22 protein-coding genes are annotated in these 21,148 nt (G+C 72.0%); 13 read left to right on the top strand and 9 right to left on the bottom strand.

The window, feature by feature from the left end; translation table 11 throughout:
* The first annotated feature begins 7 nt into the window (after window positions 1-7).
* The 7 genes from nadC (at window position 8) to ACMATS_RS16855 (ending at window position 4,528) form a co-directional block, all read left to right on the top strand.
* A complete protein-coding gene (gene nadC, locus ACMATS_RS16885; RefSeq protein ID WP_390777378.1) occupies window positions 8-1,003 on the top strand; it encodes a carboxylating nicotinate-nucleotide diphosphorylase in 996 nt (331 codons plus the stop codon).
* The gene (locus ACMATS_RS16880; RefSeq protein WP_390776842.1) at window positions 1,003-1,800 is read left to right on the top strand and encodes a type III pantothenate kinase; all 798 of its coding nucleotides are present in this window, start codon (window positions 1,003-1,005) and stop codon (window positions 1,798-1,800) included. Before nadC ends, ACMATS_RS16880 begins: the two co-directional genes overlap by 1 nt.
* A 199-nt stretch (window positions 1,801-1,999) precedes the next feature.
* The gene (locus ACMATS_RS16875) at window positions 2,000-2,683 is read left to right on the top strand and encodes a hypothetical protein (RefSeq protein ID WP_414168332.1); all 684 of its coding nucleotides are present in this window, start codon (window positions 2,000-2,002) and stop codon (window positions 2,681-2,683) included.
* 96 nt (window positions 2,684-2,779) lie between these two features.
* The gene (locus tag ACMATS_RS16870) at window positions 2,780-2,959 is read left to right on the top strand and encodes a hypothetical protein (RefSeq protein WP_227723055.1); all 180 of its coding nucleotides are present in this window, start codon (window positions 2,780-2,782) and stop codon (window positions 2,957-2,959) included.
* 128 nt (window positions 2,960-3,087) lie between these two features.
* Window positions 3,088-3,483, top strand: coding sequence for a BlaI/MecI/CopY family transcriptional regulator (locus ACMATS_RS16865; protein WP_390776840.1), 396 nt, complete (start codon window positions 3,088-3,090; stop codon window positions 3,481-3,483).
* Window positions 3,484-3,492: 9 nt separating this feature from the next.
* Entirely contained in the window at window positions 3,493-4,029 is a 537-nt protein-coding gene (locus ACMATS_RS16860; RefSeq protein ID WP_390776839.1) for an amino-acid N-acetyltransferase, read from the top strand.
* A 163-nt stretch (window positions 4,030-4,192) separates the two neighbouring features.
* Entirely contained in the window at window positions 4,193-4,528 is a 336-nt protein-coding gene (locus ACMATS_RS16855; protein WP_171083693.1) for a histone-like nucleoid-structuring protein Lsr2, read from the top strand.
* Here ACMATS_RS16855 and ACMATS_RS16850 read toward each other — a convergent pair.
* Window positions 4,459-5,118, bottom strand: a complete 660-nt coding sequence (locus ACMATS_RS16850) for an SCO3374 family protein (RefSeq protein WP_390776838.1) — start codon at window positions 5,116-5,118, stop codon at window positions 4,459-4,461. The two genes, ACMATS_RS16855 and ACMATS_RS16850, sit on opposite strands and share 70 nt — an antisense overlap.
* Before the next feature lie 480 nt (window positions 5,119-5,598).
* Between ACMATS_RS16850 and ACMATS_RS16845 the strand changes: the two genes are divergently transcribed.
* Both ACMATS_RS16845 and ACMATS_RS16840 read left to right on the top strand, forming a co-directional pair.
* A complete protein-coding gene (locus tag ACMATS_RS16845; RefSeq protein WP_390776837.1) occupies window positions 5,599-8,127 on the top strand; it encodes an ATP-dependent Clp protease ATP-binding subunit in 2,529 nt (842 codons plus the stop codon).
* 331 nt (window positions 8,128-8,458) lie between these two features.
* Window positions 8,459-9,157 (top strand): M23 family metallopeptidase, encoded by a 699-nt coding sequence (locus tag ACMATS_RS16840; protein WP_414168331.1) that lies wholly within the window; start codon window positions 8,459-8,461, stop codon window positions 9,155-9,157.
* Window positions 9,158-9,171: 14 nt separating this feature from the next.
* Here the strand turns inward: ACMATS_RS16840 and cseC are convergent, their stop codons facing one another.
* The 5 genes from cseC to ACMATS_RS16815 form a co-directional block, all read right to left on the bottom strand.
* A complete protein-coding gene (cseC, locus tag ACMATS_RS16835; protein WP_390776835.1) occupies window positions 9,172-10,473 on the bottom strand; it encodes a two-component system sensor histidine kinase CseC in 1,302 nt (433 codons plus the stop codon).
* A gap of 15 nt (window positions 10,474-10,488) precedes the next feature.
* Window positions 10,489-11,196 carry a two-component system response regulator CseB gene (gene cseB / locus ACMATS_RS16830; RefSeq protein WP_390776834.1) on the bottom strand — a complete coding sequence of 236 codons (708 nt, stop codon included), beginning with the start codon at window positions 11,194-11,196 and terminating at the stop codon, window positions 10,489-10,491.
* A 7-nt stretch (window positions 11,197-11,203) separates the two neighbouring features.
* Window positions 11,204-11,866, bottom strand: a complete 663-nt coding sequence (locus ACMATS_RS16825) for a hypothetical protein (RefSeq protein WP_390776833.1) — start codon at window positions 11,864-11,866, stop codon at window positions 11,204-11,206.
* Window positions 11,854-12,402, bottom strand: a complete 549-nt coding sequence (locus tag ACMATS_RS16820; RefSeq protein ID WP_336410764.1) for a SigE family RNA polymerase sigma factor — start codon at window positions 12,400-12,402, stop codon at window positions 11,854-11,856. The genes ACMATS_RS16825 and ACMATS_RS16820 overlap by 13 nt, the downstream gene beginning before the upstream one ends.
* Before the next feature lie 255 nt (window positions 12,403-12,657).
* Complete coding sequence (locus ACMATS_RS16815; protein ID WP_414168330.1) at window positions 12,658-13,563, bottom strand: A/G-specific adenine glycosylase; 906 nt, start codon at window positions 13,561-13,563, stop codon at window positions 12,658-12,660.
* Between the two features lie 127 nt (window positions 13,564-13,690).
* Between ACMATS_RS16815 and ACMATS_RS16810 the strand changes: the two genes are divergently transcribed.
* From ACMATS_RS16810 to ACMATS_RS16800, 3 genes are all read left to right on the top strand, one after another.
* Window positions 13,691-13,936 (top strand): hypothetical protein, encoded by a 246-nt coding sequence (locus ACMATS_RS16810; RefSeq protein ID WP_390776831.1) that lies wholly within the window; start codon window positions 13,691-13,693, stop codon window positions 13,934-13,936.
* Between the two features lie 53 nt (window positions 13,937-13,989).
* Window positions 13,990-14,478 (top strand): pyridoxamine 5'-phosphate oxidase family protein, encoded by a 489-nt coding sequence (locus tag ACMATS_RS16805; protein WP_414168329.1) that lies wholly within the window; start codon window positions 13,990-13,992, stop codon window positions 14,476-14,478.
* Window positions 14,479-14,585: 107 nt separating this feature from the next.
* Window positions 14,586-15,389, top strand: coding sequence for a hypothetical protein (locus tag ACMATS_RS16800; RefSeq protein WP_414168328.1), 804 nt, complete (start codon window positions 14,586-14,588; stop codon window positions 15,387-15,389).
* Window positions 15,390-15,635: 246 nt separating this feature from the next.
* Here the strand turns inward: ACMATS_RS16800 and disA are convergent, their stop codons facing one another.
* Window positions 15,636-16,760, bottom strand: coding sequence for a DNA integrity scanning diadenylate cyclase DisA (gene disA / locus ACMATS_RS16795; protein ID WP_390776828.1), 1,125 nt, complete (start codon window positions 16,758-16,760; stop codon window positions 15,636-15,638).
* A 132-nt stretch (window positions 16,761-16,892) separates the two neighbouring features.
* Window positions 16,893-18,341: a DNA repair protein RadA gene (gene radA, locus ACMATS_RS16790; protein ID WP_414168327.1), complete on the bottom strand. Its 1,449-nt coding sequence runs from the start codon at window positions 18,339-18,341 to the stop codon at window positions 16,893-16,895.
* A gap of 268 nt (window positions 18,342-18,609) precedes the next feature.
* On the opposite strand from radA, the gene ACMATS_RS16785 reads away from it, so the two are divergent.
* Window positions 18,610-20,097, top strand: coding sequence for a BACON domain-containing protein (locus tag ACMATS_RS16785; protein ID WP_414168326.1), 1,488 nt, complete (start codon window positions 18,610-18,612; stop codon window positions 20,095-20,097).
* 192 nt (window positions 20,098-20,289) lie between these two features.
* Here the strand turns inward: ACMATS_RS16785 and ACMATS_RS16780 are convergent, their stop codons facing one another.
* The gene (locus ACMATS_RS16780; protein WP_390776825.1) at window positions 20,290-21,147 is read right to left on the bottom strand and encodes a hypothetical protein; all 858 of its coding nucleotides are present in this window, start codon (window positions 21,145-21,147) and stop codon (window positions 20,290-20,292) included.
* Window position 21,148: the final 1 nt, after the last annotated feature.

Below are 21,148 nucleotides of genomic sequence, written 5' to 3'. Positions count from 1 at the left end.
GAGCACCATGTCCGGCACCCCCGAGGAACTTCCGCTGCACCAGATCGGTGAGGAGGCGGCCGGCTGCGGCGCCGGCTGCGCGTGCGGCGAGGCGGACGCCGAGGCCATGGAGTGCGGCCTCGACCCCGATCTCTCCGCGCTCCTGGCCGCCGCAGGACTGGACCCGCTGCAGATCGAGGACATCGCCCATCTCGCCATCGACGAGGACCTGGACGGCGGCAAGGACATCACCACCTTCGCCACCATTCCCCACGACGCCGTCGCCACCGCGGACTTCACCGCCCGGGAGGCGGGCACCGTCGCCGGGCTGCGCATCGCCGAGGCGATCCTGTCCGTCGTGTGCACCGAGGAGTTCGAGGTCGAGCGGCACGTCGAGGACGGCGACCGGGTGGTGGCCGGCGAGAAACTTCTGACCGTCCGGACGCACACGCGCGACCTGCTGACCGGCGAGCGCAGCGCGCTCAACATCCTGTGCCACCTGTCGGGTATCGCCACCGCCACGAGCGCATGGACCGACGTGCTGGAGGGCACCAAGGCCGCCGTCCGCGACACCCGCAAGACCACGGTCGGACTGCGCGCCCTGGAGAAGTACGCGGTGCGGTGCGGCGGTGGCGTCAACCACCGCATGTCGCTGTCGGACGCCGCACTCATCAAGGACAACCACGTCATCGCCGCGGGCGGCGTCGCGGAGGCGTTCAAGGCCGTGCGGGAGCAGTTCCCGGACGTGGCGATCGAGGTCGAGGTGGACCGGATCGACCAGATCCCGCCGATCCTCGCCGAGGGCGCGGAGCTGATCCTGCTGGACAACTTCACCCCCGAGCAGACCCGCGAGGCCGTCGAACTCGTCGCAGGGCGCGCCCTCCTGGAGTCCTCCGGGCGGCTCACCCTCGACACCGCCCGCGCCTACGCCGAGGCGGGCGTCGACTTCCTCGCCGTCGGGGCGCTCACCCACTCCTCCCCGATCCTCGACATCGGGCTGGACCTCCGGGAAGAAGCCGTCTGATGCTGCTCACCATCGACGTCGGCAACACCCACACCGTCCTCGGCCTGTTCGACGGCGAGGACATCGTGGAGCACTGGCGCATCTCCACGGACGCCCGCCGCACGGCCGACGAACTGGCCGTGCTCATCCAGGGACTGATGGGCAGGCACCCGCTGCTCGGCGACGAACTGGGCGAGGGCGTCGAGGGCATCGCCATCTGCTCGACCGTCCCGTCCGTCCTGCACGAGCTGCGCGAGGTGACCCGCCGCTACTACGGCGACGTGCCGGCGATCCTCGTCGAGCCGGGCGTGAAGACGGGGGTGCCGATCCTGATGGACAACCCCAAGGAGGTCGGCGCCGACCGCATCATCAACGCGGTCGCCGCCGTCGAGCTCTACGGCGGGCCGTGCGTGGTCGTCGACTTCGGGACGGCCACCACGTTCGACGCGGTGAGCGCGCGCGGGGAGTACGTCGGCGGCGTGATCGCCCCGGGCATCGAGATCTCGGTGGAGGCGCTGGGCGTCCGGGGCGCCCAGCTGCGCAAGATCGAGCTGGCCCGGCCGCGCAGCGTCATCGGCAAGAACACCGTCGAGGCCATGCAGTCGGGCATCCTCTACGGCTTCACGGGCCAGGTCGACGGGGTCGTGAACCGGATGGCGCGGGAACTGGCCGACGACCCGGACGACGTGACGGTCATCGCGACGGGCGGACTCGCACCGATGGTGCTGGGCGAGGCGTCGGTGATCGACGAGCACGAACCGTGGCTCACGCTGATCGGTCTGCGCCTGGTCTACGAGCGCAACGTCTCGCGCACCTAATCCGATCCGGAGCGGATCCGGAGCCGATCCGGATCCACTCGGGGAACGTTCCGGACACTGCCCGGCATTCGAGGGTATTCGGCGGCATTCGCGCCCGGGATATTTGCGGGGGAACCCGGCGCCGGCCGGGTTCCGGCGCATGCCACGCCGAAATGACGGAATATGCCAAAATTGTCCGTTTAGCACTTAAAGTCGGCCCATGCCCACGCCTTATGGATCCCGCGGCGGCATGGCGTTCAGCGCGGACGAGCTGCGCATTCTGCGTCGTGCCCTCGCCATCGCACTCCGGCCCCACTCCGTCCTCCGGCACCCCGGCCCCGCGCGGGCCGAGGAGGTGCGGGACTGCCTCCGGCTCGCCGAAGCCGTGGACGAGGCGGCCCACGAGGGCGACAGGCTGCGCGCCTTCCTCCTCGCCGACCTCGCCCGCTACCGTTCCGCTCTGCCCGGGGCCGCGCCCGGCTATCTGGAGCGCCTCCAGGACGCCCTGGCGGCGGGCTGCCGGCCCGGCGCGGAGGACGTGGCCGCACTGCGCACGCTCTGCGCGGCCACGTCCGGCAGGGCCGAGGCGGGCCGCCGCGCGGCGCTGCTGCAGCGCTGCGAACGCCTGACGCAGGCCGCCGTGCCGGCCTCGCGCACGGACGGCGCGCCGGTGGCTCGGCGTACCCGGCTGCTGGCCCTGCCGGGAGGGCGGACGGCGCCGCAGGAGGCGGACGGGCCCAAGCCGGGCGCCCGGCCCGCCGCGCCGGAAAGGCCTGCGGAGAAACCCGCGGCGCCGCCCAGCCCGCCCCGCCCCGACCGCCCCATTCCGACCCCCGGCGAGGTGTTCCCGCCGCGCCGCAAGCCCACCCCTCCGCCGACGGGCCTGACGGCGCGGCCCGCCTGACAGGCCCTAGCGGAGATCGCCGCGGCCGTACGCGTAATCTGGACGGGTCGCTCAGCAACCGCAGCATTCCAGACCCATCAGAAGGAGCCGACGGCCATGGACTATGTCGCCGCGCTGGTCCCGCCCGTGGTGATGGCGGTGGCTTTCATCGCGCTGATCGTGACGATCGTCAAGAGCCAGGGCGGTGCGAACAAGGCCAAGGAGGACGCTGCCGTCGACGCCGCGTTCGCCCGCGCCGAGGCCGCACGGCAGCCGGCCGAGGGCTCCGGGGCCTGAAGGTCCCGGCCCGCACGGCCCCCGCTCTGCACAGGGCGTACGTTCCGGGAGGGAATTTCCCGGAACGTACGCCCTTTTTGCTGCCGCGATAAACCGGCATTCGAGACATCTCCCACTATTATTCGCGTGTGGTTCGACGCCTGGGTGAACTGGAAGACGCCGTGATGACGCGCGTGTGGGAGTGGAACCGGCCGGTCACTGTTCGGGAAGTCCTCGAGGACCTTCAGCAGGAACGGTCCATCGCCTACACGACCGTGATGACCGTAATGGACAACCTGTATCAGAAGGGCTGGCTGCGGCGGGAAGCCGAAGGCCGGGCCTATCGATATGAGGCGGTCTCGAACCGGGCGGCGTACTCGGCCGCACTGATGAACGAAGCCTGGTCGGTCAGCGACAACCCGGCGGCCGCCCTCGTCGCCTTCTTCGGCATGATGTCGGCCGAACAACGCGAGGCCCTGCGCGATGCGATCCGGGTCGTCCAACTCGACGGGCCCGGCGAGACCCCCGGCACGCCGGGACGATAGCGTCCGGCTGTGTCCACTGCATCTGTCAAGGCTGCTCTATCAAATGCCGTCACCGTCCGTCGGGCCCGGACCAGCGATGTGCCCGCGGTGCGCGAGCTCATCAACACCTACGCCCGCGACCGCATCCTCCTCGACAAAGCCACGGTGACGCTTTACGAGGACATCCAGGAGTTCTGGGTCGCCGAGCGCGACGAGGACGGTACTGTCATCGGGTGCGGTGCACTGCATGTGATGTGGGAAGACCTCGCCGAGGTCCGCACTCTCGCCGTCGACCCGGACGTCCGGGGTGCGGGAGTCGGGCACCAGGTACTGGACAAGCTGTTGCGGACCGCCCGCTGGCTCGGCGTGCGGCGCATTTTCTGCCTCACCTTCGAAGTCGACTTCTTCACGAAGCACGGCTTCGTCGAGATCGGTGAGACCCCGGTGGACGGGGATGTCTACAGCGAGCTGCTGCGTTCCTATGACGAGGGCGTTGCCGAGTTCCTGGGTCTCGAACGAGTGAAGCCGAACACCCTTGGCAACAGCCGGATGCTTCTGCATCTGTGAAGCGCGGTCCCTATGTCCGAATCGCGCCCCTATCGTGCGGGCCCGGAAGGCATCGTTCCCACCGGGAAGGCGGGCTGAACCTTCCCCGGGGGTTTGTGTTTTTCCGGGAAAGGCGGTTTGCTATTCCTTCGTAATCCCTTTTCCGCTGATGAAAGGAATCCCCGTGGCGCAGAAGGTTCAGGTCCTTCTTGTCGATGACCTCGACGGCGGCGAGGCGGACGAGACCGTGACGTTCGCCCTGGACGGCAAGACCTACGAGATCGACCTCAACACCGCCAACGCGGACAAGCTGCGCGGTGCACTCGAGGACTTCGTGAAGGCGGGACGCCGTACCGGTGGCCGCTCCGCGGGTGCTCGCGGGAAGGTCCGCGCCGCGTCCGTCGGCAGCCCGGACACCGCGAAGATCCGCGCGTGGGCCAAGGAGAACGGCTACAACGTCAACGACCGCGGCCGGGTCCCCGCCGACATCCGTGAGGCGTACGAGAAGGCCAACGGCTGATCCTGCCGATCTCCCGGCGGCTGACGCCTGCGTGCCGCACCGGCGCGCAGCAGCCGGGCCCGGTGGCACTCCGTGGCCGCCGCGCTCACGAGCCGTACGAGACCGGGGGCGGCACCTTCGCCCCCGAGGCCGGTTGCCGGCAGCGTCGGCTCGACCTCGCACCCCGGCCGGGGAGGCCGCAGCCAGACGGCCTCCTGTGAGGCTCCGGGGCCGCCCCCCGGGACGCCGTGACCCCTGCCCGCCGGCGCGGGAGCGGTGATCCGGCCGCCGGACCCCTGTGCGGTCAGATCCAGGGCGACCCCGCCCCATTCCAGCCATTCGATCAGCCCCGGCAGCTCGTCGGCACTGCCCGCCGCGGTCAGGAACCAGACCCTCCGGGCCCGCGGGTCGAAGGCGACGGGACCGGCCGGCGGCAGCCGCTGCAGCACCGCGAGACCGGCGTCCACGGGCAGCCCCAGGGCGTCGAACCGCACCCCGGTGAGCAGCTCCACGGGCGGCCCGTCCGCGACCGGCCAGCCGAGGTCCTGCTCGTACCACCGGCGCCGGGAAACCGGCGCGGGACCATGGAGGTGCGAAGGGGCCGCCGTCATGAACGGTGCAACTGTGAAAGCCCCAAGAAGTTACGCAGAGTGGGGAGTTGGGCACGCTGTGTGTAAGGAATGCGGGGCGCACAGGCGCTCCCGGTGGCGCGAGGGTGTTCGCCCGTAGCGGAGGGCCGGTGCCCGCGCCGCATGGAGTGTCCGTGCCCTCGGGTAGGACATTCCCCGTGGGGAGAGGCGGTATAGCAGCGCGCTCGGCGTATCACCGGGGTGGTGCGCGGGTCCGGGGCGGGCGTGTCGGGCCAAGCGGGCGTTCGCCATGGGCGTAGTGGTGGTGGGCGTATATGCCTGGCCTGCGGGAACATCGTCTCCCAACATCGGGTTGGAGCAGATGTCGGCTGTTCGGGGCAGGAGGCCAAGGACGGGTGTCGGCAGTTGGAATGAGCTGTCCCGCCCAGCGGGACTAGCATGCGGAAGGACAGGGAGGGGACCGACCCCTAACTGCCTGACCGCTCTGAGGAGCGATTAACGATGTTCGAGAGGTTCACCGACCGCGCGCGGCGGGTTGTCGTCCTGGCTCAGGAAGAAGCCCGGATGCTCAACCACAACTACATCGGCACCGAGCACATCCTCCTGGGCCTGATCCACGAGGGTGAGGGTGTCGCCGCTAAGGCCCTGGAGAGCCTCGGGATTTCGCTCGAGGCGGTCCGCCAGCAGGTGGAGGAGATCATCGGCCAGGGCCAGCAGGCCCCGTCCGGCCACATCCCCTTCACCCCCCGTGCCAAGAAGGTCCTGGAGCTGTCGCTCCGCGAGGCCCTCCAGCTCGGCCACAACTACATCGGCACGGAGCACATCCTGCTCGGCCTGATCCGCGAGGGCGAGGGCGTCGCCGCCCAGGTCCTGGTCAAGCTGGGTGCCGATCTGAACCGGGTGCGGCAGCAGGTCATCCAGCTGCTCTCCGGCTACCAGGGCAAGGAGGCGGCCACCGCCGGCGGCCCGGCCGAGGGCACGCCCTCGACCTCGCTCGTCCTGGACCAGTTCGGCCGCAACCTGACGCAGGCCGCCCGCGAGTCCAAGCTCGACCCGGTCATCGGGCGCGAGAAGGAGATCGAGCGGGTCATGCAGGTGCTGTCCCGCCGCACCAAGAACAACCCGGTCCTCATCGGCGAGCCCGGCGTCGGCAAGACCGCCGTCGTCGAGGGACTGGCCCAGGCCATCGTCAAGGGCGAGGTGCCCGAGACCCTCAAGGACAAGCACCTCTACACCCTCGACCTCGGTGCCCTCGTCGCGGGCTCCCGCTACCGCGGTGACTTCGAGGAGCGCCTGAAGAAGGTCCTCAAGGAGATCCGCACCCGCGGCGACATCATCCTGTTCATCGACGAGCTCCACACCCTGGTGGGTGCGGGCGCCGCCGAGGGCGCGATCGACGCGGCCTCGATCCTCAAGCCTATGCTGGCGCGGGGCGAGCTGCAGACGATCGGCGCCACCACGCTCGACGAGTACCGCAAGCACCTGGAGAAGGACGCCGCCCTCGAGCGCCGCTTCCAGCCCATCCAGGTCGCCGAGCCGTCGCTGCCGCACACGATCGAGATCCTCAAGGGCCTGCGCGACCGCTACGAGGCCCATCACCGGGTTTCCATCACGGACGAGGCCCTGGTCCAGGCCGCCACCCTGGCCGACCGCTACATCTCGGACCGCTTCCTGCCGGACAAGGCGATCGACCTGATCGACGAGGCCGGATCCCGGATGCGCATCCGCCGGATGACCGCTCCGCCGGACCTCCGCGAGTTCGACGAGAAGATCGCCGACGTGCGCCGCGAGAAGGAGTCCGCGATCGACTCGCAGGACTTCGAGAAGGCCGCTTCCCTCCGCGACAAGGAGAAGCAGCTGCTGGCCGCCAAGGCCAAGCGGGAGAAGGAGTGGAAGGCCGGCGACATGGACGTCGTCGCCGAGGTCGACGGCGAGCTGATCGCCGAGGTCCTGGCCACCGCCACGGGCATCCCGGTCTTCAAGCTCACCGAGGAGGAGTCCTCCCGCCTGCTGCGCATGGAGGACGAGCTGCACAAGCGCGTCATCGGCCAGAAGGACGCCATCAAGGCGCTCTCCCAGGCCATCCGGCGCACGCGTGCGGGCCTCAAGGACCCGAAGCGCCCCGGCGGATCGTTCATCTTCGCCGGCCCCTCGGGTGTCGGTAAGACGGAGCTGTCCAAGACGCTCGCCGAATTCCTCTTCGGCGACGAGGACGCCCTGATCTCCCTCGACATGTCGGAGTTCAGCGAGAAGCACACCGTCTCGCGGCTCTTCGGTTCCCCGCCCGGATACGTGGGTTACGAAGAGGGCGGCCAGCTCACCGAGAAGGTGCGCCGCAAGCCGTTCTCCGTCGTCCTCTTCGACGAGGTCGAGAAGGCCCACCCGGACATCTTCAATTCGCTGCTGCAGATCCTGGAGGACGGTCGCCTGACCGATTCCCAGGGCCGCGTGGTCGATTTCAAGAACACGGTCATCATCATGACCACCAACCTCGGCACCCGGGACATCTCCAAGGGCTTCAACCTGGGCTTCGCCGCCCAGGGCGACGTCAAGACCGGGTACGAGCGGATGAAGGCGAAGGTCAACGAGGAGCTCAAGCAGCACTTCCGGCCGGAGTTCCTCAACCGTGTCGACGACACGGTGGTCTTCCACCAGCTCAGCCAGGAAGACATCATCCAGATCGTCGACCTGATGATCGCCAAGGTGGACGAGCGCCTCAAGGACCGCGACATGGGCATCGAGCTCAGCGGGGACGCCAAGCAGCTGCTCGCGAAGAAGGGCTACGACCCGATCCTGGGTGCCCGGCCGCTGCGCCGCACCATCCAGCGCGAGATCGAGGACATCCTCTCCGAGAAGATCCTCTTCGGGGAGCTGCGCCCGGGCCACATCGTCGTCGTCGGCACCGAGGGCGAAGGCGAGGAGAAGAAGTTCACCTTCCGTGGCGAGGAGAAGTCCGCGCTTCCCGACACCCCGCCGGTGGAGTCGGCGACGGGTGGCGGCGCCGGGCCCAACCTGTCCAAGGACGCGTGACGGCGCCATAGGCGCCTGCTGTACCGGGTGAGCGGCCCCGGAACCGTGAAAGCGGTTCCGGGGCCGCTCTCTTTTGCCCCGTCACCTGCCCCCGTCACCGCCTGCAGGCCGTGACAAGCCGCACAGCCCGATCCCCCGGTACTAGGCGGGATAGCAGGAGGGGACGGCTGCAGCGGCCTGCCGTGCGCCGAGTTCCCGGTACTGCTGTTACGGCCCTCCTTAGGAGGTGCCCGCTTTGGTCCGGCATGCGGAAACGCGCTACCAAGGGAGACCGCCCCCGGCCTGTGGCCGGGGCTTGTTCATGTCCGGGATCCTTGGAGGCCTTGTCCGTATGCCGAAGCGCACCGTTTTCTGCAACGTCAGCACGTCCGTCCGCACCCGTGCAGCCGTCGTGCTGGCCGCCGGGCTGGGGGCGTCGCTGGCCTGCGGACCGGGCGCGGCGCTGGCGGCGGAGTCGGAGCCGAACGAGATTCCGGCGTACGCGGCCGCGGCCGCCGTCGGCGACGCCCTGCAGGCGCAGGCCGCCACGCAGCTGCGGGCCGCGGAGAAGGAGAAGCGGGCCGCCGAGACCGAGCGGGCCGGCCGCGCCGCGGAGGAGCGCCGCCGGATCGAGGCGTGGGTCGCTCCGGTCGACGGGTACGCCATCGGCCAGCCCTTCGGCATCGACGGCAGCCACTGGGCCAACAAGCACAGCGGCCAGGACCTCGTGGTCCCCACCGGCACCCGGGTGAAGGCCGTGCACGGCGGCACGGTCGTCAAGGCCGGCCCGAACGGCGGCGGCGACGGGCCCGCGTACGGCAACGCCATCGTCGTCAGGCACGGTGACGGCACGTACTCGCAGTACGCCCACCTGTCGGCGGTCGAGGTGAGCGTCGGGCAGACCGTGGTGACCGGCCAGGAGATCGGTCTGTCCGGCTCCACCGGGAACTCGACCGGGCCGCATCTGCACTTCGAGATCCGTACGACGGCGGATTACGGCTCCGCCGTGGAACCGGGTCGCTTTCTGCGGGATCACGGGGCGGAGCTTTAGTCAGTCAGGCGCAGTCAGTCCGGCACCTGGATGATCGGGAACGTGCTCGTGTCCGTCGGGGACGACTCCGGGAGCCAGAGCACCGCGATCGCGCCCCCGCCGCCCGGCCCGGTCGGGTCCGCGTTGCGGAAGGTCAGGCGGGCGCCCAGGACGCGGGCCTGGCCCGCGGCGATGGTCAGGCCCAGGCCGTGGCCCTTGCCGGCGCGGTCCGCGCTGCCGGTGCGGAAGCGGCTCGGGCCCTCCTTCAGCAGCTCCTCGGGGAAGCCGGAGCCGTGGTCGCGGACCCGGACGACCCGGCCCTCGACCGTGACCTCCACGGGGGTCTTGCCGTGCTTGGCCGCGTTGGCCAGCAGATTGCCGAGGATGCGCTCCAGGCGGCGCGGGTCCGTGGAGACGTAGGCCTCGCGCAGCACCCGCACCCGGGCCTCCGGCAGGAACGCCCGCACCCGGCGCAGCACGAACTCGCCCAGCTCGATGTCCTGCATCTCGGCCCGCTCGGCGAAGCCGTCCAGCCGGGCGACCTCCAGGACGTCCTCGACCAGGGTGCGCATGGCCTGCGCCCGGTCCCGGACCAGCTCGGTGGGGCGGCCCGGGGGCAGTAGTTCGGCGGCGGTGAGCAGGCCGGTGACGGGGGTGCGCAGCTCGTGGGCGATGTCGGCGGTGACGCGCCGCTCGGCCTCCAGCCGGCTGCGCAGCGCCTCGGCCATGCCGTCGACGGCGCGGGCCAGGTCGTCGGTCTCGTCGCGCACCCGGCCGCCGATGGCGTCGCGGACCCGCACGTCGGTCTCGCCCTCGGCGAGCCTGCGGGCGGCGACGGAGGCCTTGCGCAGCCGGCGCGAGAGCTGGCCGCCGATGAGGATGCCGAGCGCGGTGCCGCCGAGCACGACGGAGACCGAGCCGATGATCAGGGCCCGGTCGAGGTCGTCGAGGATGTCGAAGCGGTCGTCGAAGCGGTTGTGGATGGAGAGGATCTTGCCGTTGCGCAGCGGCACCGAGGCCCACACCTCGGGGGCGCCGCTGCCGCTGTCCTGCAGGTACGTGGCTCGCTGGCCCAGGTCGGCGGCCTCCCGCAGGGGCTTGGGCAGGGCGGGGTCGTCCAGCTTGGCGCGGAGCATCAGCTTGCCGCCCGAGGACTCGTAGAAGCGCTGGGCGATCTGCACCCGGGAGTCCATGACGTCGCGCGCGCTGTTGAGCATGGAGACGCGTGCCGCGTTGTGCACCACGAGGCTCAGCGCGACGGCGACGAGCGCGCCCACGGCCGCGATGGCCAGGCTGACCTTCCAGCGCAGGCCACTGCGGAGGGCTAGCTTCACCACGGGACCACCGGACGCTCAGCCTCTGAGCTTGTAGCCGAAGCCGCGGACCGTCTCGATCCGGTCCTGGCCGATCTTGCCGCGGAGCCGCTGGACGTGGACGTCCACGACCCGGGTGTCACCGCCCCAGCCGTAGTCCCACACGCGCTCCAGGAGCCGGTCGCGGGAGAGGACGGTGCCCGGGGCGGCCGAGAACTCCAGCAGCAGCCGCATCTCGGTCGGGGTGAGGGCGACGGGGTCGCCGGCCTTGCGGACCTCCATGCCGTCCGTGTCGACCTCGAGGTCGCCGAAGCGCAGTACGCCGCCGTCGATGGCCTCGGGGGCGCCGTCCGCCGTGCCCGTGCCGTTGCCGCTGGCGTGGCCGAAGCGGCGCAGCACGGCGCGGATGCGGGCGACGAGCACGGCGCCGTCGAAGGGCTTGGTCACGTAGTCGTCGGCGCCGGCCTCCAGACCGAGGACGACGTCGATGGAGTCCGCCCGCGCCGACAGCATGATCACGGGGACGGTGGACTCGTCGCGGATCCGGCGGCACAGGCTGACCCCGTCCAGACCCGGCACCATCACGTCGAGCAGGGCGATGTCGGGCCGCTGGGCGCGGAAGCGCTCCAGGCCCGTCAGCCCGTCCGGCACCGCGGTCACCATGAAGCCGTCGCGCTCCAGCGCGAGCTGCGTCGCCTCGCGGATGACGTCGTCGTCCTCGACGAAGAGCACATGCGTATCGGCCACGCCGCTCTCAGCCCTCCGTTCCCGTACTCGGCACCTTGCCGGTGTTGCCCACCTTGCTGTAGTCGGTGTGCGTCCGGCCGGTTTCCTTGAATTCGTCGTTCGCCCACTGGTACGTCAGCACATCCTGCCCCGAAGGACAGCACACCGCGTCGCCCGGCGCGTAGACCTGTCTGGTGACCTGGAGGTCCTTGCGGTCTATGTCGGCATAGACGGGCGACTGCTCGGCGGTGAAGACGTTCTCGTAGGCGTCGCCGGACTCGTCCTTCGCACGGTACACATACGACCCCACGCCGAACGAATCACCGCAGGTCAGGATGTTGACGACAACGTCGGGCCGGGGGCCGCCGGTGAGATTGCCGTAGGTCACGTCGACCGGGTACTGGTCCTTCGTGCACGGCTTGAGGTTCTTCTTGATCTGATCGCTGACCTTGGGGTCGTTCTTGATCAGCTTGACGGCGTCGACCTTCTCCTGGACGGGAGCGGCCGACGCCGAGGGGACCCGTGTCGCCTTGGCGGCGGACTGGGTCTGCGCGGGGCCCTCCTTGCGCACACCCTCGCTGCTGCCACTGCATCCGGCCAGCAGAAGACCGGCGGCCGCGGCCATTGCGGCGACCGCGCCACCGGTGATCAGCGCCGGCTTGTTCTCAGCCGCCTTTTTCAGGCCGCGCACCGTTCCTGCCCCCGCTCGTTGCGCTCCAGGGCGTGGAAGTCGAGGTCCCGGGCCTCCAGCTCCTGGCGCAGCCGGGCCAGGGCCCGGTGCAGCGTGCTCTTGACCGTGCCGGTCGACATGCCGAGCGCCTCCGCGGTCTCCTCGGTGCTCATCTGCTCCCAGTGTCGCAGCACGACCACGCTGCGCTGCTTGGGCGCCAGGACTCCGAGGACGTCCATCAGCAGGGCGCGGTCGGCGTGCTGCTCGGTGCCGTCCTCGACGCTGGCGTCGGGGAGCTGCTCGGTGGGCACCTCGTCGAGCTTGCGGGCGCGCCACCACTCCGTACGAGTGTTGATCATGACACGGCGCAGGTAGGCGTCGGCCAGCGACTTGTCCGCTATGCCTTCCCAGCGGCCGTAGGTGCGGACGAGGGCGGTCTGGAGCAGGTCCTGCGCGTCGATGGGGTCCGGGACGAGGCGGCGGGCGCTGCGCAGGAGAGCGTCCTGACGGTTGCGCACGTACTCTTCGAAGTCCAGAACCTTGCCGCTGCTGGCCATACTCGCAGCCTCCATTCCGCTTGCAGTCCCCGTGCCTCGCTGGTGGTCCTCCAGCACGAGAAGGACGCTACGGAGACGCTGTTGCGGCGTGATGTGCGAGAGCCCGTCGGCTGGAGCACAGCTATCCATAGGTTGTGTAACAGCGGGACCCGTGGGGCGGGAAAGAACGCGGAAACAGCGGCTCTGTCCCATTCCGTGCTGTGTTCCCGGGCGGGCTTCCGTAACGGTCCCGGCGTACCGCCCGCGGAACTCCCGTCAGGTCAGCGGCAGCCGGTACGTGCCGTCCGGCAGCGGCTCCACCAGGCCGTCGGACACCAGCCCGTCCAGCGCCCGGGCGCGCTGCACCGGCTCGTCCCACACCGCGTCCAGCGCCCGCTGCGGCACGGGCGCGACCGCCTCCCGCAGCACGGCCAGGAGCTTGCCGCGCACCTGCCGGTCCGTACCGGCGTACGTCTGGCCGCGGCGCGGCGGGCCGTCGTGGGCCGGGGAGCCCGCCGCCCGCCACGCACAGCGGTCCGCGATCGGGCAGCGCATGCACGCGGGCGTGCGCGCCGTGCACACCAGCGCGCCCAGCTCCATGGTCGCCGCGGCCCAGCGCGCGGCCACCGGCTCCTCGTCCGGCAGCAGGGCGCGGGCCAGCCTGCGCTCGGCGGCCGTCGTGGCGTTCGGCGGGTACTGGGCCCCGCTCACGGCGCGCGCGAAGACCCGGCGGACGTTGGTGTCCAGCACCGCGTGCCGCTGCCCGTACGCGAACGACGCGACCGCCGCGGCCGTGTACTCGCCGACCCCCGGCAGCGCCAGCAGCTGCGCGTGGTCGCTCGGCACCTCGCCGCCGTGCTGCTCCGCTATGGCCGAGGCGGCGGCGTGCAGCCGCAGCGCGCGCCGCGGATAGCCGAGGCGGCCCCAGGCGCGCACCGCCTCGCCCGGCGGCTCGGCGGCCAGCGCCGCGGGCCGCGGCCAGCGGGCCAGCCACTCCTCGTACACCGGCAGCACACGGCTGACCGGTGTCTGCTGGAGCATGAACTCGCTCACCATCACGCCCCACGCACCGGCCTCCGGGCGGCGCCACGGCAGGTCGCGGGCGTGCTCGTCGAACCAGTCGATGACGGGCGCGTGCAGCAGGGACGGGACGGCGGCGGGGGTTTCGGGCATGGCAGTCATGGCGTTCCCGATCCTGGCACGGGTGGGCGTGCGGGCGAAACGCGCGGGGGCGGCGGGCCTTCCCGTTCGGGTGATCGTCCTCGTCAACCCGTGCGTGCGGAAAGCGCGTTCGGCGACGATGGGCGGCATGGAAACCGGCCGTGACGCCCCGCCCGTGGTCTGCTGCAGGGTGTGCGCGAACCCGCTGTGGTGGGACGTCACACCCGTCCCCGGACTTGCGCCGGGCTGGTACTGCTCGACCTGTCGGCACCCGCCGGAGCGGTTCCTGAACTCCGCGGCCGCACCGCCCGTCTGCCCCGAGGGGTGCCCGAGCTCGATCGTGGAGGCGGGATCGGCCGGGGGAGCCCGGAAGTTCCTCTGCCACCGGAACTGACCCGCACCGGCTCGTCGGACAGGCCCGAGGGGACGCGGTGATGGAATGGGATCATGACGCCGCACACCCCCGGCCCGTCGCTGCCGCCCGACATCCGGGCCGCCCTGGACGCGCACACGACCATGACCCTGGCGTACGCCGACGAGGACGGGCCGCAGGCCTGCGCCGTCCTCTACGCCGTCGCGGCCGGCCCCGTCGGGCCCGCTCTCGTCTTCGTCACCTCCGTCACGACCCGGCACGGCCGTGCCCTGTCCGGCGGGGAGGGCCGCGTCGCCTTCACCGCCCAGCGCGACGGACAGGAGTGGTCCGCCCTGACCGGCCTTCAGGGGCGCGGCACCTGCCGCCGCCTGGAGGGCGAGGAGCGCGCCGCCGCGTGGGACGCGTACCGCGCCCGCTACCCCTACGTCGAGCAGACGGAGCGGCTGCGGCAGGCGATAGAGCGCACCGACCTCTGGGAACTGCGGCCGGACTGGCTGCGTTTGATCGACAACGCGAAGCGTTTCGGCCACAAGGCCGAGTGGGATATGACGAAGCGTCACTGACCGTCACCGGCAACAGCCCTCTGTTACCGGGCAGATGATGAGAAAAGCAGGCACTCCTACGGCGGGTACTGGCTGGTGCCCCGCCCGATCTCTCGTAGAGTTTTCGCGTGGGATCACTGCGCAATCCGATCGGGCCGCTTCCCTCCTCCATCTATTGGCGGCGGAGGGGAGTTGCGCTGGGCGTGCTCGCCCTTCTCGCCCTGCTGGCGTTCTGGCTGTTCTCCTTCGGGGGCGGCGGCGGGTCCAAGGACTCCTCCGACGGCTCCTCCGACGGCAAGGGCGGGCCCGCCGAGACCACCATCACCCCCGGGCCCACCCCGTCGGGGCCGCACTACAGCCAACGGCCGGGCGGGCGCGGTGATTCGGGTGGCGGCGGTGACACCGGAGGCGGCAGCGGCGGTGCCGCGGGCCGTGGCGGTGGCGGCGGTGGTGTCGTCGCGGGCGGCTTCGGCGGCGGGCCGGGCCTGGCGGTGAGCACGGACGGCAAGGCCGTGCTGTCCGCGTCGAAGCTGCCGGACTGCGCCCCCGGTTCGGTCAAGCTGGCCGTGCGCAGCGTCAAGGACTCCTACGGTCCGGGCGAGAAGCCGAAGTTCGAGGTCGTGGTGGAGAACACCGGGGGCAGCGCCTGCAAGGTGGACTTCGGTGCGGCCGCCGCCCAGCTGAAGATCACCAACACCGTCGGCGACGACCATGTCTGGGCCTCCGACGACTGCCCGCGCGGCACCTCCTCGCTGTTCGTCGAGCTCCCGGGCTCGGGCGAGACCAAGCGCACGCTGGAGTGGGACCGCAAGCGCAGCGTTCCGCAGTGCGCGACCCCCTCCGGCAGCCAGACCGCCGGGCCCGGCACCTACCGGGTGGAGGTCAAGGTCGCGGGTGTCACCGAGAAGGTGGATTTCAAGCTGGAGCAATGACGAAAGGGCGCGAGGGCGCGCCCTTTCGCATACGCACATCTGCGTATGGCCTCTACGTACGACCTCGACAGCGCCCCGTAAGGGGCGCGGGGAACTGCGCGATCAGCCACTGCCGGCCCGTAGTCGGAGCACGACCTCGGAGTCCGGGGCGAAGCCCCGGGGAACGTCGGCTGCGGGTGCGTCGTGGCCGGTCGCGCCCACGCGGCGGAGCCGCACATGTGTCAGCCCCGCGCCCCTTACGGGGCGCTAGACGTAGCGCTCCAGGATCGAGGACTCCGCCAGCCGCGAGAGGCCCTCGCGGACCGAGCGGGCACGGGCCTCGCCGACGCCGTCGACCGTCTGCAGGTCGTCCACGCTGGCGGCCAGCAGCTTCTGCAGCCCGCCGAAGTGGTCCACGAGCCGCTCGATGATGGCGCCGGGCAGCCGGGGCACCTTGGCCAGCAGCCGGTAACCGCGCGGGGAGACGGCCGAGTCGAGCGTCTCGGGGGAGCCGCTGTAGCCCAGGGCCCGGGCCACGATGGGCAGTTCGAGCAGCTCGGCGTGGGTGAGGGAGTCCAGCTCGCAGAGCGCCTCGGGGACCGTGCGGGTGCGCTTCGCCGTCGGCTCGGGCACGTAGTCCCGCACGACCAGCTCGCGCTCCGGCTCGACGCCGGCGATCAGCTCGTCCAGCTGGAGCGACAGCAGCCGGCCGTCGGTGCCCAGCTCGACCACGTACTCCGCGATCTCGGTGGCGATGCGGCGCACCATCTCCAGACGCTGGGAGACGGCGGTGACGTCGCGCACGGTCACCAGATCCTCGATCTCCAGGGCGGAGAGGGTGCCCGCGACCTCGTCGAGGCGGAGCTTGTAGCGCTCGAGGGTGGCCAGCGCCTGGTTGGCGCGGGAGAGGATGGCGCCGGACTCCTCCAGCACGCGCCGCTCACCGCCCACGTACAGCGCGATCAGCCGCATCGACTGGCTCACCGAGACCACCGGGAAGCCGGACTGGATGGACGCCCGCTGCGCCGTGCGGTGCCGGGTGCCCGTCTCCTCGGTGGGGATCGAGGCGTCCGGATAGAGCTGGACGCCGGCCCGCACGATCTTGGTGACGTCCTTGTCGATGATCAGCGCACCGTCCAGCTTGCACAGCTCGCGCAGGCGGGTGGCGGTGAACTCCACATCGAGGACGAAGCCGCCGGTGCACATCGCCTCGACGGTCTTGTCCATGCCGAGGACGATGAGCCCGCCGGTGTTGCCGCGAAGGACTCGCTCCAGGCCGTCGCGCAAGGCCGTGCCGGGCGCGACGGCGCTCAGCGAAGCGCGCATCAGACCGTCGGAACCGGAGCCACCCCCGGCCCTGCCGGGGCCCGATGCCCGGTCGTTGGCTGCCACTGCACTCCTCCGGTCGCAAGGTCAACGGTGCCGCAGGCCGCCCTGCTGTCGCGTACGTGACGGGACCGCTGTCGGAACGATGCCGTGTACGTACGGGCGGGACCAGGGCAAAGTCTACTGGCGCCCAGCCTATTAAAGGGGGCTCTCGTCCGGTCGGGCCTGCGCCCCCGCCTCCGGCCGCTCCGTCCGGCGGCTCTCCCGGCGCGGACGCCCCGGCAGCACCCGGAGCGCATCGCCTATGTCCGCCACCTCCTGGACCCGCATGCCCGGTGGGATCTTCCCCGGGTCGGCCGGGACCAGGGCGTGGGTGAAGCCCAGCCGGGCCGCCTCGGCCAGCCGCCGCTGGACGCCCGTGACCCGGCGGACCTCGCCCGCCAGGCCCACCTCGCCGATGGCCACCAGGTTCTTCGGCAGCGGGGTGTCGCTCGCGGCGCTGGCCAGGGCGAGCGCGACGGCCAGATCGGCCGCGGGCTCGGAGAGCTTCACGCCGCCGACCGTCGCGCTGTAGATGTCGCGCTTGCCCAGCGCGCTGATCCGGCCGCGCTGCTCCAGGACGGCGAGCATCATCGAGACGCGGGACGTCTCCAGGCCCGAGGTGGTGCGCCGCGGGGAGGGGATCTGGGAGTCCACCGTCAGCGCCTGGACCTCGGCCACCAGCGGACGGCGGCCCTCCAGGGTGACCGTGAGGCAGGTGCCGGGGACGGGCTCGGCGCGCCGGGTGAGGAAGAGGCCGGAGGGGTCGGCCAGGCCCGTGATGCCCTCGTCGTGCAGCTCGAAGCAGCCGACCTCGTCCGTCGCCCCGTAGCGGTTCTTCACGCCGCGCACCAGGCGGAGGCGGGCGTGCCGGTCGCCCTCGAAGTGCAGGACGACGTCGACCAGGTGCTCCAGCAGGCGGGGGCCCGCGATGGCGCCGTCCTTGGTGACGTGGCCGACCAGGAGCGTCGACATGCCGCGCTCCTTGGAGGCCCGGATCAGGGCGCCGGCCACCTCGCGCACCTGGGCCATGCCGCCCGGGGCGCCGTCGATCTCCGGCGAGGCGACCGTCTGCACCGAGTCCAGGACCAGCAGCGAGGGCTTGACCGAGTCGAGGTGCCCGAGCACCACGGACAGATCCGTCTCGGCCGCCAGATACAGGTGCTCCGAGAGGGCGCCGATGCGGTCGGCGCGCAGCCGCACCTGGCTCGCCGACTCCTCGCCCGTCACATAGAGAGTGCGGTGCTCCTCGGAGGCCGCGCGGGCGGCCACGTCCAGCAGGAGCGTCGACTTGCCGACGCCGGGCTCGCCGGCGAGCAGCACCACCGCGCCGGGGACGAGCCCGCCGCCCAGCACCCGGTCCAGCTCGGGCACGCCCGTGCCGCGGGCGGTGGCCTGCCGGCCGTCGACCTGGGCGATGGGCAGCGCCGCCGAGGTGACGCGGCCGGGCGCCGTCGTGCGCACGGCGGGCGCGCCGTACTCCTCGACCGTGCCCCACGCCTGGCACTCCGGGCAGCGGCCGAGCCACTTGGCAGTGGTCCAGCCGCACTCGGTGCAGCGGTAGGAGGGCCGGTCCTTGGCGGACGATCGGGAGGTACGGGCAGCCATGCGAGCCACCGTAGCGGTGGGCACCGACAAGACGGTGCCGCGGGCGCTCCCCGACCCGGGCACAGGGCGAGCCGCCCGGGCACGCGGCGGTGCCTGTGCCGTGGTTCGCGCCCCGCGCGCCGGAGTCCTCCCGCCGAGTGCGCCACCTACGCAACTCGGGACGGAATGAACGGTTCCTGTCCCCTTTCGAGGGAGCGATTCACCTGAACGGCGTAATCCTCAGTGAGCCAGGCGGACGAGGCCTCGGGGTCGCCCTACCGTCGCCGGGATGACGAGCAGGCCCGAGCCCCCCACGCATGCCACCGGCGCGCTCCGCGCCTCCCGCCGTGCGCCGCGCGCGGCCCAGCCCACGGTCGTCGCCCCGGACCGCGCCGCCGCGCCGGACGGCCCGCCCCGCCGGCCGCTGCCCGGCGACGGCCGGCGCGCCGCCGCCCAGGAGCCGGCCGCGCGCCACGAGCCGTACCTGGACGGCCTGTTCACCTACTGCCTGTCCGTCCTGTGCGAGCACGACGCCGCCACCGCCGCCCTCGGCGAGGTCCTCGCCCTCGCCGAGCGCCGCGCCGACCGCGCCCCCGCCGCCGAGGAGCTGCACCGCGCCTGGCTCTACGCCCTCGCCCGCTGGGAGTGCCTGCGCCGGCTCGCCGGGCCGGGCCCCGGCCGCGGCCCCGACGGCACCGCCGACCCCCGGCGCCGGGCCGAACTCGCCCTGCTCGCCTGGCCCGAGGCCGCCGGCACCACGGCCGAGCAGCGCGAGGCGCTCGAACTCGCCGTCCGCCACGGCCTCGCCCCGCACGAGGTCGCCGTCGTGCTGCGGCTGGACCCCGACGCCGCCCGGACCCTGCTCTCCACCGCCGCCTGCGAGGTCGAGCGCACCCGCACCGCGCTCGCCGTCGTGGAGTCCGGCCGCTGCCCGGTCGTCTCCCGGTTCGCCCAGGGCACCGAGGTCCTGCTCGGCGCGGCCCTGCGGCGCGAACTCGTGCGGCACGTCGACGAGTGCGCCGACTGCCGCCGCACCGCCGAGCGCGCCACCGCCGGGGAGCCGTGGCCCGGCACCGCGGCCTCCTCGGCCACGCTGCCCGTGCTGGAGGCGCCACGGGCGGCGGCGCGCGCCGCCATGCTGCACGCCCTCGACCCGCGCCTGCAGCGCCAGCGCGTGACGCCGCGCTTCGACCGCGGCGGCTTCCCCCTCGCCCCCAAGGACCGCGCCGCTCGGCGCAGCCGGCTGCGGAGCGGGGCGGTGACGACGACCGTCGTCGCGACCGTCGTCGCCGCGCCCGTACTGGCACTGTGGGCCGCGTACCGGGGGGAGGAGCAGGGGGCGGCCTCCGTGTCGGCCACCGAGACCGACAGCCTGGGCGGGCACCCCTACGAACAGGGGCAGGAGCCGTACGAGGAGGCGTCCGCACGGGAGTCGGTCGGCCACCGGATCTCCGACCTCTCGGTGGCGGTGACCGGTCCGGACGGACGCACCGCCGCCCGCGGCCCCGGCCGGCTGACCGTGGAGGCCCAGCCGAGCGGCGGGGCCACGCTCATCACGCTCGCCGCAAGCGGCGGAGAACCGGTGAGCTGGTCCATGTCGGCGAACGCCCCCTGGCTCCGCCTGAGCCAGCCGGGCGGGGTCCTCCGCCCGGGCCAGTCGATCACGGTCACGGTGACGGTCGACCACACGAGGGAGCCTGCGGCGCACTGGCGGGCAAGGGTGGCCATCGCGCCGGGGCGTTCAACGGTGACGATCGAAGGGGGCAGTGCCCCTTAGCGCCCCAAAGGGGCGCGGGGAACTGCGCGTTCAGCCACGATGCGCCCGCAGTGGAGGTTCCCCCAGCTACCTCCCCCAGCTACCTCTGGGGGTACCCCCAGGAGGTGCCCCCAGGGGCTGCGCCCCGAACCCCTCGGGGTGGTGCGTCGACTGCGGGCCGGTGGGGGCTTGTCGCGCAGTTCCCCGCGCCCCTTACGGGGCGCTGCGGGGCACCGGATCCGCCGGGTGCGGAGCCATCGGCAGCGCCGCTGCCATCCGCTCCTCGCACAGCTCCACCAGCCGCGCGTAACCCTCCTTGCCCATCAGCTCCATCAGCTCGGCCCGGTACGACACGAACACCGGCTCTCCGGCGCCGTGCGCGGACTTCGCCGACGTGCACCACCAGTGCAGGTCGTGGCCGCCGGGGCCCCAGCCGCGCCGGTCGTACTCGCCGATCGTGATGCGGAGCACCTGCGTGTCGTCCGGCCGGTCGATCCAGTCGAACGTCCGGCGCACCGGCAGCTGCCAGCACACGTCCGGCTTGGTCTCCAGCGGCTCGCGGCCCTCCTTGAGGGCCAGGATGTGCAGGGAGCAGCCCGCGCCGCCGGCGAAGCCAGGGCGGTTCTGGAAGATGCACGAGCCCTTCCATCGCCGCGTCTGCCGCTCACCGTCGTCGTCCGTCTGGGTCCAGCCGGAGTCGGTGCCCACCTCGTGGAACTGCCAGATGTCCGGCGTGAGCCGGGCCACGTGTCCCGCGACGCGCTTCTCGTCGTCCTCGTCGGAGAAGTGCGCGCCCAGCGTGCAGCAGCCGTCGTCGGCGCGCCCGGCCTTGATGCCGTGGCAGCCGCTGCCGAAGATGCAGGTCCAGCGCGACGTGAGCCACGTCAGGTCGCAGCGGAAGAGCTGTTCGTCGTCGGCGGGATCGGGGAATTCCACCCATGCCCGGGCAAAGTCGAGCCCGACCTCGTCGGAGGCCCTGAGGGCCTTGGCGGCCTTCTCGGCGAGCTTCGCCTGCTTCTTGGCGGCTTTGTCCCGCGCTTTGTCCGGGTCGGCCTTCTTCGTCTTTGCCACC

The sequence above is a fragment of the Streptoverticillium reticulum genome (assembly GCF_047456005.1).
GTDB classification, from domain to species: Bacteria; Actinomycetota; Actinomycetes; order Streptomycetales; family Streptomycetaceae; genus Streptomyces; species Streptomyces reticulum.
Note: the sequence above shows the minus strand (reverse complement) of the source record. Positions and strands in the feature narration are given on the sequence as shown.